The sequence below is a fragment of the Alcaligenes sp. SMD-FA genome, assembly GCF_025960365.1.
GTDB classification, from domain to species: Bacteria; Pseudomonadota; Gammaproteobacteria; order Burkholderiales; family Burkholderiaceae_B; genus Alcaligenes; species Alcaligenes aquatilis.
In genome coordinates this window covers 148405-162738 of record NZ_CP110108.1, presented here as the reverse complement: position 1 = coordinate 162738, position 14334 = coordinate 148405, and the positions used below count along the sequence as shown (strand labels likewise).

Annotated in this window: 9 protein-coding genes; 5 read left to right on the top strand and 4 right to left on the bottom strand. The window is 57.4% G+C overall.

Annotated features, from left to right (window positions below; genetic code table 11):
* Positions 1-169: 169 nt before the first annotated feature.
* Positions 170-2296: a TonB-dependent receptor gene (locus tag OKX01_RS00665; protein WP_125277885.1), complete on the top strand. Its 2127-nt coding sequence runs from the start codon at positions 170-172 to the stop codon at positions 2294-2296.
* Between the two features lie 156 nt (positions 2297-2452).
* On the opposite strand, the gene rpoN is transcribed toward OKX01_RS00665, so the two are convergent.
* On the bottom strand, positions 2453-3838 hold the full coding sequence (gene rpoN / locus OKX01_RS00660) for an RNA polymerase factor sigma-54 (protein ID WP_094198227.1): 1386 nt from the start codon (positions 3836-3838) through the stop codon (positions 2453-2455).
* A 16-nt stretch (positions 3839-3854) separates the two neighbouring features.
* On the opposite strand from rpoN, the gene OKX01_RS00655 reads away from it, so the two are divergent.
* Both OKX01_RS00655 and leuA read left to right on the top strand, forming a co-directional pair.
* Positions 3855-4409: a hypothetical protein gene (locus OKX01_RS00655; protein ID WP_094195249.1), complete on the top strand. Its 555-nt coding sequence runs from the start codon at positions 3855-3857 to the stop codon at positions 4407-4409.
* A gap of 330 nt (positions 4410-4739) precedes the next feature.
* Complete coding sequence (gene leuA / locus OKX01_RS00650; protein WP_199827894.1) at positions 4740-6434, top strand: 2-isopropylmalate synthase; 1695 nt, start codon at positions 4740-4742, stop codon at positions 6432-6434.
* A 358-nt stretch (positions 6435-6792) separates the two neighbouring features.
* On the opposite strand, the gene OKX01_RS00645 is transcribed toward leuA, so the two are convergent.
* The 3 genes from OKX01_RS00645 to OKX01_RS00635 all read right to left on the bottom strand — a co-directional run bounded on the left by OKX01_RS00645 (position 6793) and on the right by OKX01_RS00635 (position 8652).
* Positions 6793-7557, bottom strand: coding sequence for a YwqG family protein (locus OKX01_RS00645; protein ID WP_264672288.1), 765 nt, complete (start codon positions 7555-7557; stop codon positions 6793-6795).
* Between the two features lie 340 nt (positions 7558-7897).
* Entirely contained in the window at positions 7898-8218 is a 321-nt protein-coding gene (locus OKX01_RS00640; protein WP_094195247.1) for a hypothetical protein, read from the bottom strand.
* Between the two features lie 86 nt (positions 8219-8304).
* Positions 8305-8652 carry a DUF1840 domain-containing protein gene (locus tag OKX01_RS00635; RefSeq protein WP_094195246.1) on the bottom strand — a complete coding sequence of 116 codons (348 nt, stop codon included), beginning with the start codon at positions 8650-8652 and terminating at the stop codon, positions 8305-8307.
* A 97-nt stretch (positions 8653-8749) separates the two neighbouring features.
* On the opposite strand from OKX01_RS00635, the gene OKX01_RS00630 reads away from it, so the two are divergent.
* Together OKX01_RS00630 and argS are read left to right on the top strand one after the other, a co-directional pair.
* Positions 8750-12508 carry a phospholipase effector Tle1 domain-containing protein gene (locus OKX01_RS00630; RefSeq protein WP_264672287.1) on the top strand — a complete coding sequence of 1253 codons (3759 nt, stop codon included), beginning with the start codon at positions 8750-8752 and terminating at the stop codon, positions 12506-12508.
* Between the two features lie 130 nt (positions 12509-12638).
* Complete coding sequence (gene argS, locus OKX01_RS00625; RefSeq protein ID WP_094195244.1) at positions 12639-14324, top strand: arginine--tRNA ligase; 1686 nt, start codon at positions 12639-12641, stop codon at positions 14322-14324.
* Positions 14325-14334: the final 10 nt, after the last annotated feature.

Sequence of the window (14334 nt, the reverse complement as noted above, 5' to 3'; positions counted from 1 at the left end):
TAATTCCGGCGCGATTTCGGAGCAAAATCGACTGCATCGTCTCCTTATACCCTTAAGTTTATTAGGGTCGTTTTTATATCACAAAGCCACCTAACTGCTTGAACCCCCTACAAGCAAATGCTACAAATGAAACATTAATGAGAATCATTTATATTTAGATTACAAATCCATGCGTATTTCTTATTTTGTTGGCCTGAGCCTGCTCAGTGCGGGCAGCAGTTGGGCACAATCCTCCGATGCTCCCCCGGTTACGTCTTTGTCCACTATTGAAGTCAAAGCCAGCGAATACATTGATTTGCCGCCTGCGTACGAAGGCAATCATGTCGCTACCGGCGGCAATCTGGGTTTGCTGGGCAACCGGGATGTCATGAACACCCCCTTTAGCACCATCAACTACACCAGCGACTACATCGAGGACCTGCAAGGCCAGGAACTGCGCATTCTGATCAGCAAGAACGACCCTTCCGTGCAGACACCCGGTGCAGGTGGAACAGGTGGGAAAGACACTCTGTATATACGGGGTTTCCGTGCCGGTGACGTGTCTCTAAATGGTTTGCAAGGCTTGACCAGTGGCCGCCGCGTGATGGCCATCGCAGAGCGTTTAGAAATTCTCAAAGGCCCCTCTGCCGTTCTGAACGGCATGAATGCCAGCAATGATGTGGGTGGCTCGATCAATCTGGTGACCAAGCGCGCCACGGACGATCCCATTAGCAACATTACCCTGTCCTACATCCAGCCCTCCCAATTCGGGACGCATCTGGATCTGGGCCGCCGTTTCGGTCAATCCAATGAGCTGGGCCTGCGCTTGAACGGCGTGTTCAAGGACGGCGAGGGCGTGGTGGATCACCGTACCAATCGCGACAAACTGATCTCGCTGGGAGCGGACTACCGTCTGGGATCGCTCAAGTTGTCCGCCGACCTGTATCACCTGGAAGAGTACATTTCCGGCCTGAATCGGGGTGTGCGTCTGGCCAAGGGTCTGGACAAGAACCCACTGCCTACGCCTCCCAAAGGCGATGTCTTGTTGGGTGTCCCTTGGGCTGCCGGCCTGACGCGTGAAACCACGGCGCTGATCCGTGCAGACTGGGCTGCCAGCGACAAGCTGGCCCTGTACGGTTCGGCGGGTTACAGCAAGTCCGAGATGAACAACTACAACACCAAGGGCAGCACCTTGCTGAACGAGCAAGGGGACCTGAAGCTGGCCGCGACTCGGCGCAACAATACTGGCTACAACCTGGCTGCCAATACCGGCCTGTTCTACAGCTTTGACACCGGCTCGGTGCAGCACACCATCAGCGCCGGGCTGGACTGGAATCGTAAAAGCTCGCGCAGCGACAACACCTCCATCAAGGGCTGGTCTGAGACCATCAATATCTATGATCCGGACTACCCGGCACGCCCTTATGTCCCCATGAATGGGCTAAGTGCGCCTAACGTCAGCTATCTGTACAGTGCGGCGCTGGCCGATACCCTGTCTTTTGCAGACGGCAAATATCAGTTGACCCTGGGTCTGCGCCAGCAATGGGTGAGCACCAAGGATAAAAGCGGCAAGAGCGATAATTACCGCAAGAACGCCCTGACACCCACTATTGCCGGTGTCTGGCAATTGCAGGACGACTGGATGCTGTACGCCAACTATGCCGAAGGTCTAACTCAGGGCATGATTGTGGGCGACGACTACGCCAACGAAGGTCAAGTCTTCGCCCCCCAGAAAACACGCCAATACGAGATCGGGATGAAGTACGACAGTGGCGACTACGCACTGACCGCCGCCCTGTTCGACATTACCCAGCCCAATAGCTACGAGAGCAATGAGCGCTTCAATGGCAAGCCCAACTTGAGCTACGACGGTCGTCAGCGCAACCGAGGCGTGGAAGTACAGGTGTTTGGCCAGATTGCCAAGAACTGGCGTCTGACTGGCGGTATCGCCTACCTGGATCCTAAAATCCGCAAGGCCAGCAACCCGGATACCGAAGGGCGTAGCGCCATTGGCCTGTCCCGCTGGGTTGCCAAGGCTGGGATTGAATGGGACACCCCCTTTGTTCAAGGCCTGACCTTAAATGCCAATCTGCACACCCAGTCCAAGCAATATGCCAACGCCAGCAACAGTTACTACATGCCGGGCGTGACCACTTATGACCTGGGCATGCGCTACAAAACACGTTTTGCCGGCAAGGAAGTGACCTTGCGCGCCAGCCTGGAAAACGTAGGCAATAAAGCCTACTGGGTCGTGCCTTTAAGCAATGGCCAAGGCTCACCACGTACCTTCCTGGCTTCGGCCACCATGAAATTCTAAATAGACCAACAATAACCCTGCGATCCAGTGACTCCGTCTGGATGGCAGGCGCTAACTTTGCTTTTGCAGGGCCTGTTCATGCGTGTATGCAGGCCCTGTTTTTTTCATTGTTTCCAAGGTCTTGCCAAGTATCTTGAGCCTGCTGTGGCTGTCGCCCTAGACTCCCGCCGCTGCCCGCATCTTGCGCTGTGAAGCCGGTGCCAAACCTTCCGCCTCCCGGTATTTGGCCACTGTACGGCGCGCCAACGTCAGGCCCTGAGCCTGCAAGAGATCGGTAATCTGCTGGTCCGACAAAGGCTTGGCCGGTGGCTCGTCACGAATCATCTGTACAATCTGCGCCCGCACCGAAGCAGCGGACATATCGGCCTTGCCATCCACACTGGCCAAGGCCACGGTAAAGAACTGTTTAAGCTCCATCACCCCATGCGGCGTCTGCATGTATTTTTGCCGCGTTGCACGCGAAATCGTCGACTCATGCAAATCCAGTTCAGCCGCCAGATCGGCCAACTGCATGGGTTTCAGGGCCGACACACCCTGCGTGAAGAAATCCTGCTGCATCTGCACGATCGCTTGTGCTACGCGCAAAATCGTCACAAAGCGACTGTTGACGCTGCGCAGCAAGCCGGTCGCTTTTTGGCGCTCTGCCAATAAGGCTGGGTGCGCTTCAATTTCATAATCGTGCAGGTTCACCAGTTGCAAGCGCGGTACAGCCAGGGGATTCAAGGCCGCCTGCCAGCTATCCTTGCCACGAATCAGCAAGACGTCCGGCACGACATACGCCGAGACATTCTGCGTCCAGGCACGCCCCGGCTTGGGGTCCAGTTTCAGGATCAAATGATGGGCCCGCTCCACCAGCTCGGCCGGATAGAGGCCTGCACAGCGCTGACGCAGCTGACTGGGCGAGGCCAGAACGCCGACATGCTCACGCACCAGATAGCGGGCGCAATCAAACAAGGCGGGCTCCAGTTGCTGGGCCTGTTGCATCAGTTGCAAGCTCAGGCACTCGGCCAGATCCCGCGCACCGACACCGGCCGGGTCCAAAGACTGCACCTGTGCCAGCGCGCAGCGCAAATCACTTTCATCAATATCCAGCTCAGCGGGCAGGCAGGCCAGCACCTCGTCCAAAGAGACGGGCAGGTAGCCGTTATCGTCCAGCTCGTCGATTAACAACTGTGCCAGGACCCGGTCACGGTCGCTCAAACGCAACAATCCCAACTGCTCGCTTAGATAAGCAGCCAGGTCCTGGTCAATGGCCGATTCGGGGGACCAATCAGGGTCATGCGAATCCCCTTGGTGCTTGGGAAACTCCAGACTCGCCCACGAGGATTCCGCCTCGCCCGAAGCGGCTTCGGGCAATGGCTCGGCGGCGACATCCATCTGCACGTCCAAACGTTCCAGCAAAGGGTTGTCCAGCAAAGCTTGAGCCAACTCCTGCTCCAGCTCGGCCCCCGATAGCTGCAACACTTTAATAGACTGTTGCAATTGCGGCGTCAAAACCAGCGTTTGCTGCTGGCGTAAATCTAGTGACTGACGCGTAAGCATAGGTACAATCGTTTCCATGAAAACTGACAACGCCCAGACACCCACCGCCAACGATAGTCAGGCTCTGCGTAGCACTCTGTTCAAGCTGTGCGCCACAGCCACTATTATCTGCACCGTCATCACTGTCGTAGTAGCCATTATCTGGTGGGACCTTCTCAACCGTCTTATCAGCTTCGGGCGTGGCCTGGATTACTCTGGCCTGCAGGCCTTGAGCATTCAAAACCTGGCGCTGATCAAACAATACAACCCGTTTTTCTGGTGGACGGTAGTGGGCGTCATAACGCTCATTATTGCCTATCTTTTGTATGGCTTTATACAAAGGGTCATGCAACGCAACCAGCAACGCATTATCGACGAGTCCACCGTGGCTCAGTTAGCCCGATCGCTCAGCCGTCCGGCCCGTGAAGTCATTTTGTGGTGCTGGCCCGATCAGCGCAGCCCTTTGACTGTGGGTGATTTACAACGCGCCTATAGCGAGTTGCGCGCTGGCCGCTTTGGCAAGATCGAACTGGCCGAGCAACAAAGCCGCCTGTTACAGGCCGACTATGAGCGCCAAGAACCACAAACCTGACACTTGCCTTCCTGTTTCTTTTGTGTTTGACTAACGGTCATGACTCACGCACGCCAACTCTCCTACGCTTGCCAAGGTTTCAGCCCCGCCGCTGAAGCAACCTTGTCGCGTTCCGTGCGTGAAGGCCGTTCCTCGGCCCCTGCCTCCATCCTATCCCAGCTGCTACTACTAGCGTCCGGTTGCCGGGCCTAGTGTCCTGTGGCAGTTCGGCAGCCAATACTCAGCCACATCTACGTCATTTGTGCCGCCACCGGCCTACGTAAATGCTGCAATCGCTGGTGACGGCAAGAAGTAATCAACACTTTTTGTCCGACAGGTATCCCCATGGCAATGCTGAAAAACCCCTCTCAAAAGTATCGTCCTTTTGTCGCCTTTGATCGCGACTTCGCCGAGCGCACCTGGCCGTCCAAGCGCATTACCAAAGCGCCCATCTGGATGAGCACTGACTTGCGTGACGGCAATCAGTCCCTGATCGAGCCCATGAACGTGGCTCGCAAACTGCGCTTTTTCGAGCAACTCGTCAAAATCGGTTTCAAGGAAATCGAGGTCGGTTTCCCTTCCGCATCGCAGACCGACTTCGATTTCGTTCGCAAGCTGATCGACGAAAACCGTATCCCTGAAGACGTCACCATCATCGTCTTGACGCAATCGCGTGAAGACCTGATCAAGCGCACAGTCGAAGCCGCTGCGGGCGCCAAACGCGCCATCATTCACTTGTACAACGCATGTGCGCCGGCCTTTCGCAAGGTCGTCTTTAACTTGAGCAAGGACGAGATCAAGGAAATTGCCTTGACCGGTACACGTCTGGTCAAAAGCGAAGTGGCCAAGTACCCGCAAACCCAATGGGGCTACGAGTACTCGCCCGAAGTGTTCAGCACCACCGAGCCTGAATTCGCTCTGGACGTGTGTAATGCGGTGGTGAAAGCCTGGGACCCAGCCGCCGACGAGCGCGTCATTTTGAACTTGCCCGCCACCATTGAGGCCACCACGCCCAATATGTACGCCGACCAGATCGAGTGGATGCACAACAATCTGGAGCAACGCAGCAACGTGACCCTGAGCGTACACCCGCACAACGACCGCGGCACGGCAGTAGCGGCTGCTGAACTGGCCGTGATGGCGGGCGCAGACCGTATCGAAGGTTGCTTGTTCGGTAGCGGCGAGCGCACCGGCAACGTCTGCCTGGTGACCTTGGCCCTGAACCTGTACACCCAGGGTGTGAACCCTGAGCTGGACTTCTCGGACATCGACGAAGTGCGCCGCACCGCCGAGTACTGCAACCAGTTGCCCGTGCACCCACGCCATCCTTACGCGGGCGACCTGGTGTTTACCGCCTTCTCCGGCTCCCACCAGGACGCCATCAAGAAAGGCTTGGCACAGCAAAAATCCGACGAACTGTGGGAAGTGCCTTACTTGCCAATCGACCCGGCCGACCTGGGCCGCAGCTACGATGCGGTTATCCGCGTCAACAGCCAGTCAGGCAAGGGCGGTGTGTCCTACCTGCTGGAACAAGAGCACGGTCTGGTCTTGCCACGCCGCATGCAAATCGAATTCAGCCGTGCCATTCAGCGCGTCACCGATTCTTCCGGCAAGGAAGTAACACCTGCAGATGTGTACGGCATTTTCGAGTCCGAATACCTGAACTGCAAAAAGCACTACAAGCTGCTCAAGCACAACATCATCAGCCAGCCGCACGCCGACAGCGGCCAGCAATTCACGATTGAAGTGGATGTGGAACACGACGGTCAGGTTCGCACCTTGAAGGGGTCGGGCGAAGGCGCGATCTCTGCCTTTGTGAATGCTTTGGATATGTCCATCAAGATCATGGACTACAACGAACACGCCATTGGTTCCGGTGCGGAAACCCGCGCTGCCGCTTACGTGGAAATGCGTATCGGTGACAGTCCATCGGGCTTTGGTGTGGGCGTTCACGCCGACATCGTGACATCCTCCTTCCTGGCGATCTTGAGCGCGGTTAACCGCCACACCATCGCCCAGCAAGAAGCTGAAGCGACCACCGCCTAACGATCTTTATGTCGCGACTGGGGTGGTGATCCCACTCCAGCGCCCGCCCGGCCCATCCCGGCCGCGCCTGACCCGCTTTCGCAGCCCGACTTATCGTCGCTCTGCCTGCAACCCGCCCACAAGGCGGGTTTTTCGTGGGCGCAGCATGACTGCTCATCTCAACACGCGGCAAACCCAGCAACGAAGTGCAACCCGCATCAACAATGGCGCAAACATCCACCTTGGCTTGGCTTGGCTTGGCTTGGCTTGGCTTGGCTTGGCTTGGCTTGGCTTGGCAACAGAGCGTAGGGGAAATATCCTCAGCCTTTGTTATTTCGCGTCAACGCAACCAGCCATGCCTTCAATAGCTTGATTGCCCTTAACCGCAGTCAACCTGCAAACGGCTGAAGTCTTTGGCCCGTAATTTATCGTCCTCGATAAAAGCCATGAGGCGTGCACCATCCTGCCAGCACCAATGCAGTTTTTCGTGCGACTGTACGGTCAGCAAAGAGCGCCAGCGCGATTGACTTGGATGCTCCACCTGATTGGGCGTAGGGTCATAAGCCAGGCTGTCCCAGGAAGGACGGCCCAACAGATAGTCGCCAGGCAAATCACCGTTTTCTCCCAGCTTATCGAACCAGTCGTAGAGTTCCTCGAAAGGCACTGGCCAATCCTGACGCAGTTCCTCATGACGCGGAATGTCGATGCAGTTTTTAAACTGCAGCGCCCAGCTACGGGTACTCCAGCGGTGGGGCGCCTGGATCTCCTGAAAACCGCTGGTGTCTGGCCAGTAGTAAGCCTTGAGGTAGTCTTGGTCACGCCAGAAAATGGCATCGTCTTCATCGAAACCGTAGAACAGTGACAGCAGGCCGCTGCTGGGCAAATCAGCCGGGCGATCCGGCCCCTTGGGCAATTCCGCGAAGTTGATCTGGCCAACAAACAGATAATGGCCGTCAGGATGCTCGGGCCAGGTAAAACCGGGAGGCACCATAGGCTGACCACCAAAACGACTTTGCAAGGGCTGGCCCTTGTCTTCACCCAAATGGATAGCCACCGCTGGCTGCGCCAAATCCAGGAAATACTGTTTATGCGCTTGCAGCAGCGGCGAGGCATCAAGGTGTTTTTCTAGCGTTTTGAGATCCATATTGCTTCGGGTGACAGGGTTGCTGACTATGCCGGCTAAGGCCAAGTCTGAATCTGCTGGATTGTAATAAGCCCTTGGGGACTGAGCCTATGCATTGTGTAACTGGAACTCAGGCAGGAACAAGGCTAGGCCGACAGCCGTTCAAATGATTAAGGTATACCTGCCCCGTGTAGTGGCGCTGGCAGCGGCAATAACGGCGGTGATGACGGTGGCTATGACTGTGGCTGTGGCTGTGACGGCAGCATCAACTGCAAACCAACCGCCTTACAAGCCCAAAAACATTCAAAAAAACATAAAAAAACCGGCCCTACAGAGCCGGTTTTCCATTGCCTTGGCCTGATCAGTACGTGACCGCCAAACCCGGCAAATCCACGGTGACCTGCATGGAACCCACCGCTTGCAAGCAATGGCGTGCAAATTCCTGGGCGCGTTCATCGTCCTGCGACAGCATCGTATAACCCATGGCATCAGCCACGCCCATGATTTTGTCCAACAACAGGACTTTGCCGCTGGCTCGCAGGGGTTCACAGCCCAGCTCTTGCCAGGTGCGATCGAACCAGTCGCGCGATTGCTTGCCGCTTTCCGGATCAATGGTTTGTATAGGAGTGACCAGCTCTATGTGCTGGCGAGGACTAAAGATCACAAGCACCATAGCGCTCATAGACGATCTCCGAAAAAAAATAGATCAACTCTGGAGCTTAAGCAAAGAAGGCCTACCAAATTGTCGGCAGGCCGACATTCCAGGGACTACCAGGAACTATCTGCCGGTTCCCACATGACCGGCACGCCGGTGTTATTTGCCTGGCGCAACATATCCAGCAAAGGATAGGCGCGTTGGCTGAAGCTGACGACCTGGGACATCGGGTGTTCCTTTTCCTCGTCTTCGTCCTCGTGGGGCGAATGCTTGTTTTCCCGGTCTTGCCCAATCGCTCGTTCAATATTGCCAATGGCTTCGGACAATTGCTCTGCCGTGAACACACCACGCTCGGGCAAACCATCGGGGTAGGAGCGCCCTGCGGCCCGGAGAATAGGCATGGCATGTTCGGAGAACATCAGCACATCGGCGGCGGCTTTGCTTTTAAAGACGACTAGCATACGGTTTCTCCTTATGGATCTTTGTGTTTCCGATTCGACTTTCAGGATACACACCCCTGCAAGATAGCAGGATTTTCCCCGTCTTGGAGAGTCCTTCATGCCTGCCGCATTCCTGTCTTGGCTAATCTTGCTCTTGATCACCTGCCCATCCCTGGCCTGGTCACAAAGCTCGCTTGAATGTCCCTTGCCCCCGTCATCCACCCGCTGCGCGCCAGCCGCCGCCTTGGGGGAACAGGGCGAACCCGCAGCCGATATGGGTTTGCTCAATCCAGTGAACTTGCTGAGCGGGCAGAAATACCAAAGCGATACCGACTTACCGCTAAGCCAAGCCTGGCCTTTGCTGCAATTGCAGCGTCACTGGAATGGGTGGGGGCGCAATCCTACGCCGACGCTGGGACACACAGGTTGGGCCTTGAGCTACGACCTGCAATTGCGGCAGCAAGGACATGCCCTGTTCATGCCAGATGGACGACAGACTCGCTTGTACCCACCGGCACACGTGCAAAGTAAGGGCTGGTTCTGGCAAGGCCCGAATGGGTTGATTCTGAGGTTTGACGAGCAGGGCTGGCTAATCCATGTGCGTGTTTCGACACAGCAGTGGCTGGATATAGAACGCTTTCCCGGCACGCATCCGCAAGCGTATGCGGTTAAGACTGTGCGTAATCATTTGGGCCAAACGCTGGTGTTTGAATGGCAAAGCCAAGTGCAGGAGCAGGCGTCGCCACAGGGGCAGGGGCAAAACCAAGCTCCGGTTCAGACTCCAAGACAAGCTCAATCCCACACCAAAACCAGGCCCCTAGCCAATGTCACAACGGCGGTAAGAGCAGCGGAAACGGCAGCAACTGCGACAGCGGCGATGGCGATGGTCACAACCACGCCAACAGCCACAGCCACAGCCACAGCCACAGCCACAGCCACAGCCACAGCCACAGCCACAGCCACAGCCACAGCCATCAATATTAAAACCCCAGCCGGGCCGTTTCGCCTGCTTCTGGAACAGCACGACCAACAAGTCTGGCTGGCCGGCGTCAGCCGCCCCGATGGCATGCAGCGCCTCTACCATCCAGCCCCCGCGCCTTGGTCGAATCGTTTAGGCGGCAGCAGCCTGCAAGCACCTGGCCAAGCGGCCCAGCCAGTACAGCAATGGGAATACGACACCCACGGTCGAGTCAGCCGTTTGATCTCTCATGCCTTCAATCAGGACTGGACGGCACGTTACGGGCCGAACCTGAGTGAATGGTCCATCGGCACAGAACGACATCGCTTCCATTACCGCGACTATCAAGGCCAGCAGCGGCTACAAAAACTGGAAAGCCGCTTGTGCAAGGACTGCCCGCCCTATAGCACGCGATGGCAGTACGATCCGCAAGGACGCTGGTTGCAGGCTGGGCCGTGGACAGCGCAGCGCCGTACAAATGGAACGGTGTCACGGCTGGAGCAAAAGCAGGGTGGCTGGGGGTCGCTAAGCCTAGAACTTGATGAAAAAGGGCGCCTGCAACGGTGGGCGTCCAGCCAGCATGGAAGCGAAGCCCGCTACTGGAGCCCGGATGGCAAGCTGACGCGCATTGACTACGCAGAAGAAGGCTCGCTTCAGATTCACTACGATCAGCAGGGGCGCTTGAGCCGTCTTGAACACCAACAAGGCCATGAAGTTGAACGCAGTGAACTGGACTGGTTGGGGCCTGGCGCGCTACGCATTCGTCACCCCACGGAAACACAATGGCTGAAGTTACGATCGGGTTTATTACAAGAACGTCGCCTGGAGCGTAGCCATAGCCCTGGGCAAAACTGGACCGATCGCTTTGAGTATGACGAGCAGCGTAGGCTGACGCTGCACTCACTGCCGGAAGGCGGACAACTACGCTACCGCTGGGATGCTCATGGACGTCTACAGTCTCTGGAATGGGTCCAACAAACCGGGCAAATCCAGACTGTCATCCACGCACAAGAGGTGGGCTACGCCTGGGGCAATGGCCTTCAACTGATCAGCCATGCGAACAGCACTGGTCAAGCTGTGGATGCAATGCTTTTGCAGCCGGATGGCAAACCTGTCTGGACACAAACCCGCCGCCTGGATGCACAAGGAAATGTACTGGAGGACCGCCACGACTACCCGCTGCTACAGCAAATACGCCATTGGTTTTTGCACTACGACGCCCAGAACCGGATGATTGCCTTGCGTCAAGGCAAGACAGAATCAGAACAATGGCTGGCCTGGAGCCACAGCGGCGCACTTGCTGCGCGCTACCCGAAGCCAGCCGCTTCCATTCAGCGTTCCTCCACCGGCACGGCGAAAGCCGTCGGAGCCTTGAATCTGGACTACGGCCCCAACCGTCGCTTACGGCGCGTGCACACGGCCAACTCCACCCTGGTCGAGTACCGGCACGATGCCTTTGGCCAGCGCATCTGGCGCAAGCAAGGCAATCAAGAGCGCGCTTTCTTCTTTCACGGCCAGCAATTAATGGCTGAACTGGATTTAGCCGCTGCGCCCGGCCAGCTCATTTCCCGGCGCTATCTGTATGCAGGGCTGACGCCCGTAGGGATGATTGTTTATCAACCAGATGGGCAAGGGCAGTTGTACTACCTGCATAGTGATTTGATGGGCGCCGTCCGACTGATTAGCGACCACCAAACCCGGCCAATCTGGGCCGCAGATCTGAACCCGTTGGGAAAGGCCGAGCCTTTACTCGAAACGCTGGAATTCAACTTACGCCTGCCGGGGCAGTATGCAGAGTCCGCTACCGGCTGGCACGACAATCTGCTGCGTACCTATCTCCCCGATCGCGGTCACTATCTGGAAGCGGACCCGTTGGGCCCGTGGCCGCACACCCAGGCAGTGGGCTATGCCCAGCAACAGCCATTGCGCCATATTGATCCCACCGGCCTGCTGCTGTTCGCGTTTGATGGCACACGGCAAGCCCCCATCACCAACAGCAATGTCTGGAAACTGTCGCAGTTGTATCAGGATGGGGCGGTGCATTACAGCGAGGGTCCCGGCAATCCTGTGAGCACGGATCTGGATGCGCTGACGGCGTGGCGAGCAGGTCGCATTCTGGAGGCGCAATGGAACCGCTTTCTGAACCGCATGCAGGAGCAGGGGCCCGCAGCCCGCGCCGTACCGGTGGACTTGCTGGGTTTTTCACGGGGAGCAGCGCTGGCCAGAGACTTTTCCAATCGCATTTTGGACTACACCCAACAAGGCTGGTTTGTGCTGAATGATCCGCAGCGTGGGGCCATCCGGGCCTGCATCACCCCCCGCTTTCTAGGGCTTTTCGATACGGTGGCGCAATTTGGGCTGGGCGGCTGGAGCAACTCTCAATACCGATTGGGCGTCTCGCAAGCCTGGAATTGGGTGGCCCACGCCGTAGCAATGCACGAACACCGCGTGCTCTTTCCCTTAAGCGGCTTGGCCCAGGCCATGAACACAGTGGAAATGCCTTTTATCGGCGCTCATAGCCAGATAGGTGGTGGTGTACTGTCCGATGACAACAGCATCAGCGACCTGGACAAAGTGGCCCTGGCCTGGATGCACTGGCAAGCCACCGCCGCCGGCTTGACGCTGGCCGAACTGCCTCAAACCGATCTGCAGATCAGGCATCCCATCTTGCAGGACATGCGTACACCCGGACTGCGTCTGAGCACACAGGGAGTACGCCGCGTTGACTACCACGGCCAGGGTCAGGATCTGCTGTATCAGGACTCGCACCCTGCCTTGGGCCGACAGGTGCGCAACACCCTGGAAAACCTGATCACACGCTTTAATGACTGGCGCCTGCGCGGTGACAATCAAGTAGGCTGGGTAGACATGGATGCTTACGATGCGTGGTTACATAACCACCTGGGATGGGAACGCTAGGGTGCTTGAAAAGAATTTGGCGTCAAATCACGCTATCATGTGGGGCTATCCGGCGGGCCAATGTCGCGCCTTCCATCTGAGGCGAGATCAACTCGCCCCAGTTGTCTTTCTACCAATCCAGACCTTTCCTATGCTTGCTGAGCAACAATCTCAATTAATCGCCTGCCTACAGGCTGCCGTCCGTGCCATCTTGCCCCAGGCTGAACCCAACATCACGCTGGAGCGCCCCAAAGTGGCTGCGCACGGTGATGCCGCCTGCAATATTGCCATGCAATTGGCTAAACCCGCCGGTCGTAACCCGCGCGAGTTGGCTCAGCAAATCGTCGATACCCTGTTGGCCGATCCGAACGCCGCTGCTTTGCTGGCAGGCGCGGAAATTGCCGGCCCGGGCTTTATCAACTTTCGTCTGTCCACGGCCACCCATCAGGCCGTCCTGAAGACTATTGCCGAGCAAGGCGATAACTTTGGCCACGTTGCTCCTACCCAGGAAAAACTGATGGTGGAGTTCGTGTCGGCCAACCCGACCGGCCCCTTGCACGTGGGCCACGCCCGCCAAGCGGCGCTGGGCGACTCCCTGTGCCGCGTATTCAGCTCGCAAGGCTACGACGTTACCCGCGAGTTCTACTACAACGACGCCGGTAACCAGATCGACAACCTGACCACCAGCGTGCATGCCCGTGCTCGTGGCATCGAGCCCGACAGCGAGCAATTCCCCGCTGACGGCTACAAGGGCGACTACATTCTGGATATCGCCCGCGACTATCAGGCTGGTGCAACCGTTCAGGCTGCCGATGGCGCCTCTGTCACCGCCAGTGGTGATCTGGACAATCTGGAAGACATCCGCCGCTTCGCCGTGGCCTACCTGCGCCGCGAACAGGATTTGGACTTGCAGGCTTTCGGCCTGAAGTTCGACAACTTCTACCTGGAAAGCTCGCTATACACCTCCGGCAAGGTTGAAAAAACCGTGCAGGCCCTGATCGACGCCGGTCACACCTACGAGCTGGACGGCGCGCTGTGGCTGCGCACCACGGAACTGGGCACAGGCGACGACAAAGACCGCGTGATGCGCAAATCCGAAGGCGGCTACACCTACTTCGTGCCGGACGTGGCCTATCACGTGGCCAAGTGGGAGCGCGGCTTCCACCACGCCATCAATATTCAGGGCTCCGACCACCACGGCACCATTGCCCGTGTACGCGCTGGTCTGCAAGGTCTGGGCCTGGGTATCCCCAAGGAATTTCCGGCCTACATCCTGCACAAGATGGTCAAAGTCATGCGCAATGGCCAGGAGGTGAAAATCTCCAAACGCGCAGGCAGCTACGTCACCTTGCGTGACCTGATCGAATGGGTAGGCCAGGACGCCGTGCGCTTTTTCCTGATCCAGCGCCGTGCTGACTCCGAGTTCGTATTCGATATCGATCTGGCCCTGTCCAAGAGCGAAGAAAACCCGGTTTACTACATCCAGTACGCTCATGCCCGTATCAACTCCGTGTTGAACCAGTCGGCAGAACTGTTGGATCAAGTGCCTCAGGCCGACATCACGCCTTTGACCGCCCCCACCGAGATCGCTCTGATGCAACGCCTGTCCGAATACCCCAATGTGCTGGCCCAATCCGCTCGCGAACTGGCCCCTCACCACATTGCTTTCTGGCTACGCGACTGCGCTGCGGACTTCCACTCCTGGTACAACGCCGAGCGCGTGTCGGTCGACGACACGGCCTTACGTCTGGCCCGTCTGCGCCTGGCCCAGGCCTGCGCCCAGGTCATTCGTAATGGTCTGAACCTGCTGGGTGTGTCCGCACCCGAACGTATGTAAACCCATAGGC

Coding starts and splice junctions, on each gene's coding strand:
- OKX01_RS00655 (WP_094195249.1), top strand. CDS start 3,855: ATGAAAACTGACAACGCCCAGACACCCACCGCCAACGATAGTCAGGCT.
- leuA (WP_199827894.1), top strand. CDS start 4,740: ATGCTGAAAAACCCCTCTCAAAAGTATCGTCCTTTTGTCGCCTTTGAT.
- rpoN (WP_094198227.1), bottom strand. CDS start 3,838: ATGCTTACGCGTCAGTCACTAGATTTACGCCAGCAGCAAACGCTGGTT.
- OKX01_RS00665 (WP_125277885.1), top strand. CDS start 170: ATGCGTATTTCTTATTTTGTTGGCCTGAGCCTGCTCAGTGCGGGCAGC.
- OKX01_RS00635 (WP_094195246.1), bottom strand. CDS start 8,652: ATGCTAGTCGTCTTTAAAAGCAAAGCCGCCGCCGATGTGCTGATGTTC.
- OKX01_RS00630 (WP_264672287.1), top strand. CDS start 8,750: ATGCCTGCCGCATTCCTGTCTTGGCTAATCTTGCTCTTGATCACCTGC.
- argS (WP_094195244.1), top strand. CDS start 12,639: ATGCTTGCTGAGCAACAATCTCAATTAATCGCCTGCCTACAGGCTGCC.
- OKX01_RS00645 (WP_264672288.1), bottom strand. CDS start 7,557: ATGGATCTCAAAACGCTAGAAAAACACCTTGATGCCTCGCCGCTGCTG.
- OKX01_RS00640 (WP_094195247.1), bottom strand. CDS start 8,218: ATGAGCGCTATGGTGCTTGTGATCTTTAGTCCTCGCCAGCACATAGAG.